We start from the raw sequence: 7,695 nt of genomic DNA on the forward strand, positions 1-7,695 counted from the left end.
ACCGGCAGCATCAGGGTGATGAAGATCAGCCAGAAGAACAGCGAGCGCAACGGGAAACGGAACCACACCAGCGCAAACGCGGAGAGCATCGACACCGCGATTTTACCCACCGTGATGCCGAGCGCCATGATCAGGCTGTTGAGCATCATCATGCCAAAGGCCGGACCGCTGCCGTTGACGCCCTGGGTCCAGATGCGCGAAATGTTGTCCCACAGATGTGTGCCGGGCACTAAGGTCATCGGCACCTGATACACCGCTTCGTTATCCAGCGTGGCGGCGACTATCGCCACGTACAGCGGGAACAGAATGGTCAGGACACCGAGCACCAGCAGGGTATGGCTGAAGATGTCCAGCCCGCGTCGATTCTCAATCATTGGTATTGCACCTTACGCTCGACAAAGCGGAATTGCAGGATCGTCAGGCCAATCACCAGCAGCATCAGCACCACGGATTGCGCGGCAGAGGACGAGAGATCCAGACCGGTAAAGCCTTCGCGATAAATTTTGTAGATCAGCGTGGTAGTGGCCTGCACCGGACCGCCGCCGGTCGCGGCATCGATCACCGGGAAGGTGTCGAAGAAGGCATATACCAGGTTGACCACCAGCAGGAAGAAACTCACCGGGGTGATCAGCGGCAGTGACAGATTGAAGAAACGGCGCACCGGTCCAGCACCGTCTATCGCCGCCGCTTCCACCAGCGATTTGGGGATCGACTGCAGTGCGGCAAAGAAGAACAGGAAGTTGTAGCTCATCTGCTGCCAGATGGATGCCAGCACGATCAGGAACATCGCCTGACCGCTGTTTTGCGCGTAGTTCCAGTTATAGCCAATCTGGTTCAGCAGATGGCTGAACAGGCCGAGGCCAGGGTTGAACAGGAACATCCACAGCACGGCCGCAACGACCGGCGCAACGGCGTAAGGCAGCAGCAATAGCGTTTGGTACAGTTTTTTCAGACGCACCACGTAGTCGACCAGCGCCGCCAGCAGCAGCGAGAAGGTCATGCCGCACACCGTAACCAGTGCGCTGAATTCGATGGTGGTCCAGAAAGAATCCAGGTAATAGCTGTCGCTGAACAGGCGTTTGAAGTTATCCAGCCCGACGAAGGTGCTGGAAATACCAAAGGGATCGATACTTTGCAGCGAATACCACAGCGCTTCACCGGCCGGCCACAGGAAGAAAATAGCAGTAATGACCAGCTGTGGTGCCACCAGCAAATAGGGCAAAAAACGGGAGCGAAAAACGGGGCGTGATGAGGACATAGCAGACTCGCCAAAAGAGAAATCGGGGCTGACGCCATGCGCCAGCCCCGAGACAACGGAATTACTTCACTTGCTGTTCAAAACGACGCAGCAGTTCATTTCCGCGCTTCACTGCGTTATCCAGTGCAGCTTGTGGTGCCTGTTTACCAGTCCACACGCCTTCCAGCTCCTCGTCCACGATGGTACGAATCTGTGGCATGTTGCCCAGACGCATGCCTTTGGTGAACGGCAGTGGATCTTTGTTCAGCATCTGACGCGTGGCGATGTCTGCGCCTGGGTTCTTGTCATAGAAGCCCTGTTGCTTGGTCAGCTCATATGCAGCAGTGGTGATTGGCAGGTAACCGGTCTTCTGGTGCCATTCTGCGGCGATTTCTGGCTGAGCCAGGAATTTCATGAACTCTGCTACGCCTTTATAGGTGTCGGCATCTTTGCCTTTCATCACCCACAGGCTTGCGCCGCCGATGATGGCGTTCTGCGGTGCGTTAGGCACAGTTGAGTCGTAAGGCATCATGCCAACGCCGAAGTTGAATTTCGCGTAATGCTTGATATCCGCCAGTGAACCGGATGAGGCCGTGGTGATGCCGCAGTCGCCGTTGTAGAACTTCGCGGTGGATTCATCTTTACGACCGAAGTAGGTGAAATCACCCTTCTTGTTCATGTCTTCCAGCATCTGGATGTGGCGCACCTGAACCGGCTTGTTGAATTCCAATACCGCGTCGGTACCGTCAAAGCCGTTGTTTTTGGTGGCAACCGGCAGTGCATGCCAGGCGCTGAAGTTTTCGATTTGAATCCAACCCTGCCAGCCGCTGGCGTAACCACAAGTCATGCCCGCTTTACGCAGTGCGTCGGCGTCTTTTGCCAGTTCCTGCCAGGTTTTAGGCGGCTGGTCTGGGTTCAGACCGGCTTTCTTGAAGGCATCTTTGTTGTAATACAGCACTGGGGTTGAGCTGTTGAACGGCTGAGAGATCAGCTGGCCATTGCTGTCGCTGTAATAACCTGCAACCGCTGGCACAAACTGTTTTGGATCCATCTGCACACCCGCGTCTTTAAACACGTCATGCACAGGCACGATAGCTTTTGAAGCCATCATGGTCGCCGTACCCACTTCGTAAACCTGCAGAATTGCCGGTGCTTTACCGGTACGCACAGCAGCGATACCCGCTGCCAGGCTCTGCTCGTAGTTACCTTTGTAAGTCGGTACGATTTTGTATTCTGGGTGAGCCTGGTTAAAACGTTGTGCCAGAGAATCGACTTCTTTGCCTAACTCGCCTTCCATTGAGTGCCAGAAAGGAATGTCTGTAGCAGCCAGCGCATTACCGCTGAGCGCCAGACCGAGCAACACACTCATCAGGCGGGGACGAAGCGTAAAAGCGGACATAAGTTTTTTCCTGTGCTTGTTAGGTACGCGCGATATCACGCATTTTTTTGTTCGCGAAGTAACATGACACGGGGAAATGACGGATTAATAACAGGTTTATGACGGGAATGTGACGGAGATTGCGCGTATTAGAAAGTTTAAAGTGGCACAAGTTATCTCAAACTTGAGCCACTGTTTAGACCGCCAGCGTTGCAGTCAGACCGCACCTTTTATCAGACCGTCGGCGGCGCAGCCAGATTGCGGGCGGACAGCGCGCAGCCACCGGAACGTACTCTTAGTACGTGAGGATGGCGAGCACTGCCCAACCGCAAGCTGGCAAGTAAGCCAGGTCAGGCGCCCAGATAAGCGCTGCGTACCGCTTCGTTGGACAACAGCGCTTCACCACTGTCTTCCAGCACCACATGACCGTTCTCCAGCACGTAGCCGCGATCGGCGAGCTTCAGCGCCTGGTTGGCGTTTTGCTCCACCAGGAAAATGGTCATGCCCTCTTTACGCAACTGTTCAATCGTATCGAAAATCTGCTGAATAATAATCGGCGCTAAACCTAAAGAAGGTTCGTCGAGTAACAGCAAACGCGGCTGACTCATTAGCGCACGACCGATCGCCAGCATCTGCTGTTCACCACCGGACATGGTGCCCGCGCGCTGCACTTTACGTTCAGCCAGACGCGGGAACAGCTGATAAACCCGCTCAATGCGCTCCTGATACTGCTGGCGCGTGGCAAAGAAACCGCCCATCGCCAGGTTCTCTTCCACCGTCATCCGGGAAAACACGCGGCGGCCTTCCGGCACAATCGCAATCGCTTCACGCATGATTTTGGCGGTTTGCCAGTCGGTGATCTCTTTGCCGTCGAAGATAATAGTGCCACTGGTGGCACGCGGTTCACCGCACAGGGTGCCGAGCAACGTGGTTTTACCTGCGCCGTTAGCCCCAATCAGGGTGACAATTTCACCCTGACTGATGTGCAGGTTGATGTTGTGCAGTGCCTGAATCGGGCCGTAATGGGCACTCACCCCTTGCAACGTTAAAATTGGGTTTGCCATATTACGCCTCACCTAAATAAGCACGGATCACATCCGGATTGTTACGCACTTCTTCCGGCGTACCGTTAGCCAGCGGCGTCCCCTGGTTCACCACATAAATGCGGTCAGAAATGCCCATCACCAGCTTCATATCGTGTTCGATTAACAGCACCGAGACCTTATGCTCACCGCGCAGTTCGGCAATCAGTTCGTCCAGTTCGTGGGTTTCGCGTGGGTTAAGTCCTGCGGCAGGCTCATCCAGCATCAGGATTTCCGGACGCGTCACCATGCAGCGCGCAATCTCCAGACGACGCTGCTGGCCGTAAGCGAGGTTGCCCGCCTGGCGATTGGCCAGCTCCAGCAGGCCGATGCGATCCAGCCAGGTGGCAGCACGATCCAGCGCTTCACTCTCCCCGCGACGGAACGCCGGGGTTTTGAACAGGCCGGAGAACACGCCACTTTTCAGGTGCTGATGCTGCGCGACCAGCAGGTTTTCAATCACCGTCATCTCACGGAACAGTCGCACGTGCTGGAAAGTACGCACGATGCCCATACGCGCAATCTTCTGGCCTGGCTGGCCCTGCAACTCCTGATCGCGCAGTTTGATGGTACCGCCGGTCGGCTTGTAAAAACCAGTCAGGCAGTTGAACACCGTGGTTTTACCGGCACCGTTCGGCCCGATCAGTGACACGATTTCCTGGGGATGCAGTTCCAGCGCCACATTGTTGACGGCCAACAGCCCGCCAAAGCGCATCATCAAGCCTTCAACGGCTAACAAAGGCTGACTCATGCCTGCTCTCCTTGTTTACTGCTTTTCAACTTCAGGTGTGGACGCTTCATCGGCAACAATCCTTGCGGACGCCAAATCATCATCAGCACCATCAAACCACCCAACACCAGCATGCTGTACTCGTTCAGATCACGCATCAATTCGCGCGACACCACCAGCAGCACGGCCGCGAGGATCACCGCAAACTGCGAACCCATGCCGCCCAGTACCACAATCGCCAGCACAAAGGCTGATTCGACGAAGGTGAAGGATTCCGGGCTAACAAAACCCTGACGTGCGGCAAACAGCGTGCCAGCAAAACCGGCGAACACGGCGCTGATGGTGAAAGCGGTCAGCTTGATGCGTGTTGGGCTGAGCCCCAATGAACGACAGGCGATCTCATCTTCACGCAGCGCTTCCCACGCGCGACCCAATGGCATACGCAGCAAACGGTTAATCACGAACAAGGTCAGCACCACCAGCAGCAGCGCCACCAGATAGAGGAAGATTACACGGTGGTTAGGATCGTACTGCAGGCCCGTTAGCTCATGGAAAGTAGTCCAGCCGCCTTCACTGACGCGACGCCCAAACTCAATGCCAAACAGGCTCGGTTTAGGGATCTGCGCAATACCGTTTGGACCACCAGTGATCGAAGTGCTGTTGAGCAGCAGAATACGCACGATTTCACCGAAGCCGAGCGTCACAATCGCCAGATAGTCACCGCGCAGGCGCAGCACCGGGAAGCCTAGCATCAGACCAAACGCACCGGCGACAATCCCCGCCAGCGGCAGACTTTCCCAGAAGCCAAAGCCGTAATAGTGATTGAGCAGCGCGAAGGTGTAAGCGCCGATGGCATAGAAACCGCCATAGCCCAGCACCAGCAGGCCAGAAAGACCGACGACCACGTTGAGGCCGAGACCGAGCATCACGTAGATCAGCGTTAATGTGGCGATATCGACACTGCCGCGCGACACCAGAAACGGCCACAGCACCGCAGCAACAATCAACAGCGCCATCACCAGCTTTTGCTTTGGCGTCGAACCATCGAAGCCCGGCAGCACAAAGCCTTTACCGCTGCGTTTGAACTTTCCATGGAACAGCGGGCGCAGCAGCTGGAAGACAAAAACCACCGCACAGCCGATGAAAATCCAGTTCCAGCGCGCCGCGCCAGCGTTAGCCACCACCAGTTTGGTGCCATCAAGATCAAGACGGACGCCCATAAAGAAGGTGGCGAGAATCAATAACATCACCGTTGAAATCACGGCGTTGACCAGTCCGAGGCGTTTCATACTTTCTCCACCTCCGGACGGCCCAGAATGCCGGTAGGCATCACCAGCAGCACCACAATCAGCAGTGCGAATGACACCACATCTTTGTATTCGGTCGACAGATACGCCGAGGTCAGCGCTTCAGCGATACCGAGCACCAGACCACCAATCATCGCGCCAGGAATACTGCCGATGCCGCCCAGTACCGCAGCGGTAAACGCCTTCATCCCGGCCATAAAGCCGATGAACGGGTTAATAGAGCCGTAGAACTGGCCGAGCAGCACGCCCGCCACCGCCGCCATCGCCGCACCAATAATGAAGGTCAGTGAAATCACGCGGTCAGTGTTAATCCCCAGCAGACTGGCCATTTTCAGGTCTTCCGCACAGGCGCGGCAGGCGCGGCCCATACGTGAATAACGAATAAACAGCGTCAGGGCCAGCATCGAGAGGAAGGTCACGACCCAAATCACCAGCTGCATGGTGGAGAGCGTGGCAGCAAAGCCGTTGCTCTCGCCCAGCGTCCACTGGCCGGTAATCAGGCTTGGCAACGCCAGATCGCGCGAACCTTGCGTCAGACTGACGTAGTTCTGCAGAAAGATCGACATCCCAATAGCCGAAATCAGCGCGATCAAGCGCTTAGAGGAGCGCACGGGTTTATACGCCACGCGCTCAATGCTCCAGCCGTAGGCGCTGGAGATGATCACCGCCATCACGAACCCGGCGGCAATCATCAGCCACGTGGTATCGATGCCCATCATCATCAGGGCGGCAATCACAATAAAGGAGACATAGCTGCCGATCATATACACCTCGCCGTGGGCGAAGTTGATCATGCCGATGATGCCGTAAACCATGGTGTAACCAATGGCGATCAGCGCGTAAGTGCTCCCGAGGGTGACCCCGTTGAACATCTGCTGAATGAAATAGAGAAACTGCTCGGACATAGTGAGGACCTGCATGTGGACTAAAAATCCCCTCTCCCTTTTGGCAGAGGGTTAGGGTGAGGGAACAGGCGCGCGGGATCCCATCAAGACGGTACGCGCTGTCCCTCCCCCAGCCCTCTCCGGCAAAAGAGAGGGCCAATCTATTTAAGGTTGGGAATTACTTAACAGCGGTAGAGGAACCGTCTTTGTGCCATTTGAAGACACCAAATTCGAAGCCCTTCAGGTCGCCTTTCTGATCCCAGTTCAGGTTGCCCATTACGGTTGGCACTGCAGCGCCTTCTTTCAGATTCTTAGCAATCGCATCAGGCTCATCGCTCTTACTGCGCTCGATACCGGCCACCAGTGACTGAATCGCGGCATAAGTTGTCCAGACGAACGGACCGGTTGGATCTTTGCGGTTTGAGGCAGTATTGGTTTTGATCGCGTCAACGATGGCCTTGTTCTCTGGCAGCTGGTCATAACGCTTCGGCAGCGTCACATACAGACCTTCAGAAGCATCACCGGCAATGTTAGACAGTGAGGCGTTGCCCACGCCCTCTGGCCCCATGAAGCCCGCAGTCAAACCGGCTGATTTTGCCTGACGCAGAATCTGGCCCAGCTCTGGGTAGTAGCCGCCGTAGTAAACGAAATCGACGTTCTCTTTCTTCAGACGCGCAATCAGGGTTGAGAAATCTTTATCGCCCGCAGTGATACCTTCGAACAGCACCACATTGCCGCCTTTGGCTTTCAGGGTTTTCTGCACCGACTCTGCCAGGCCCTGACCGTACTGCTGCTTGTCATGCACCACAGCGATACGTTTTGGTTTGATCTCATTGAGAATGTAAGTAGCAGCGGTTGGACCCTGATCGGAATCCAGACCGGTAGTACGCAGCACATCTGCATAGCCACGCGCGGTCAGCTCTGGTGCGGTTGCCGCTGGGGTGATCATCAGAATGCCTTCATCGTTATAGATGTCGGAAGCAGGCTGAGTAGAAGAGGAGCACAGGTGGCCGATCACATACTTGATGCCGTCGTTAACCACTTTGTTGGCCACTGCAACCGCTTGTTTCGGGTCAC

At 55.7% G+C, this 7,695-nt stretch carries 7 protein-coding genes and 1 pseudogene; all 8 read right to left on the reverse strand.

The genetic code is table 11. The features are described 5' to 3' along the window. Positions 1-374 (reverse strand): annotated as a pseudogene (locus QMM04_RS19240) (glycerol-3-phosphate transporter); the annotation flags it as partial. Further along, a complete protein-coding gene (gene ugpA, locus QMM04_RS19245; protein WP_034827026.1) occupies positions 371-1,258 on the reverse strand; it encodes a sn-glycerol-3-phosphate ABC transporter permease UgpA in 888 nt (295 codons plus the stop codon). The gene ugpA and the pseudogene QMM04_RS19240, both read right to left, overlap by 4 nt. Positions 1,259-1,319: 61 nt before the next feature. Further along, a complete protein-coding gene (ugpB, locus tag QMM04_RS19250) occupies positions 1,320-2,636 on the reverse strand; it encodes a sn-glycerol-3-phosphate ABC transporter substrate-binding protein UgpB (RefSeq protein WP_034827028.1) in 1,317 nt (438 codons plus the stop codon). A 329-nt stretch (positions 2,637-2,965) separates the two neighbouring features. Further along, positions 2,966-3,679 carry a high-affinity branched-chain amino acid ABC transporter ATP-binding protein LivF gene (livF, locus tag QMM04_RS19255; protein WP_034827030.1) on the reverse strand — a complete coding sequence of 238 codons (714 nt, stop codon included), beginning with the start codon at positions 3,677-3,679 and terminating at the stop codon, positions 2,966-2,968. A 1-nt stretch (position 3,680) separates the two neighbouring features. Next, entirely contained in the window at positions 3,681-4,448 is a 768-nt protein-coding gene (livG, locus tag QMM04_RS19260) for a high-affinity branched-chain amino acid ABC transporter ATP-binding protein LivG (RefSeq protein WP_034827032.1), read from the reverse strand. After that, positions 4,445-5,716, reverse strand: a complete 1,272-nt coding sequence (locus QMM04_RS19265; RefSeq protein WP_058960048.1) for a high-affinity branched-chain amino acid ABC transporter permease LivM — start codon at positions 5,714-5,716, stop codon at positions 4,445-4,447. The genes livG and QMM04_RS19265 overlap by 4 nt, the downstream gene beginning before the upstream one ends. Continuing rightward, the gene (livH, locus tag QMM04_RS19270; protein WP_034827036.1) at positions 5,713-6,639 is read right to left on the reverse strand and encodes a high-affinity branched-chain amino acid ABC transporter permease LivH; all 927 of its coding nucleotides are present in this window, start codon (positions 6,637-6,639) and stop codon (positions 5,713-5,715) included. Before livH ends, QMM04_RS19265 begins: the two co-directional genes overlap by 4 nt. Positions 6,640-6,796: 157 nt before the next feature. Beyond that, positions 6,797-7,695: high-affinity branched-chain amino acid ABC transporter substrate-binding protein (locus QMM04_RS19275; RefSeq protein WP_282996786.1), on the reverse strand; the 899-nt coding region annotated here is incomplete at its 5' end.

Source organism: Pantoea sp. Pa-EAmG (genome assembly GCF_030024295.1).
Taxonomy (GTDB): Bacteria; Pseudomonadota; Gammaproteobacteria; order Enterobacterales; family Enterobacteriaceae; genus Pantoea; species Pantoea dispersa.